1 protein-coding gene is annotated in these 558 nt (G+C 64.5%); it reads left to right on the top strand.

The genetic code is table 11. The annotated features are described in order from the left end of the window. Window positions 1-558: enolase C-terminal domain-like protein (locus PUN51_RS20660; RefSeq protein ID WP_275182388.1), on the top strand; the 558-nt coding region annotated here is incomplete at both ends.

Raw genomic sequence — 558 nt, 5'->3', positions numbered from 1 at the left:
AGGCGTCGGGGGAGCGGTATGACTATGAGCCGGCCGGGCGGGGTGCGTTCCCGGTGGAGGAGGACTGGGACACCCGCGCGTACTTACGGCACCTGCCCACCGTCTTTGAAGCGGTGCGGAACGAGTTCGGCCCGGAGCTGCCGCTGCTGCATGACGGGCATCACCGGATGACGCCGATCCAGGCCGCGAAGCTGGGCAAGGCGCTGGAGCCGTATGACTTGTTCTGGTTGGAGGACTGCACCCCGGCGGAGAACCAGGAGGGGTTGCGCCTGGTGCGGCAGCACACCACCACGCCGTTGGCGATCGGGGAGATTTTCAATACCGTGTGGGATTACCAGACGCTGATCAAGGAACAGCTGATCGACTACGTCCGGGCCGCGTCCACGCACTTCGGCGGGATCAGCCCGTTGAAGAAGGTGATGGATTTCGCCGCGCAGTACCAGATCAAGTCCGGGTTCCACGGACCGACGGACATTTCCCCGGTGGGGTTCGCGGCACAGCTGCACGTGGGCCTGGCGATCCATAACTACGGGATCCAGGAGTACATGCAGCACTCGG

It is taken from the genome of Arthrobacter sp. NQ4 (genome assembly GCF_029077345.1).
Lineage (GTDB): Bacteria > Actinomycetota > Actinomycetes > Actinomycetales > Micrococcaceae > Arthrobacter.
This window is presented reverse-complemented; position numbering and strand designations above follow the sequence as displayed.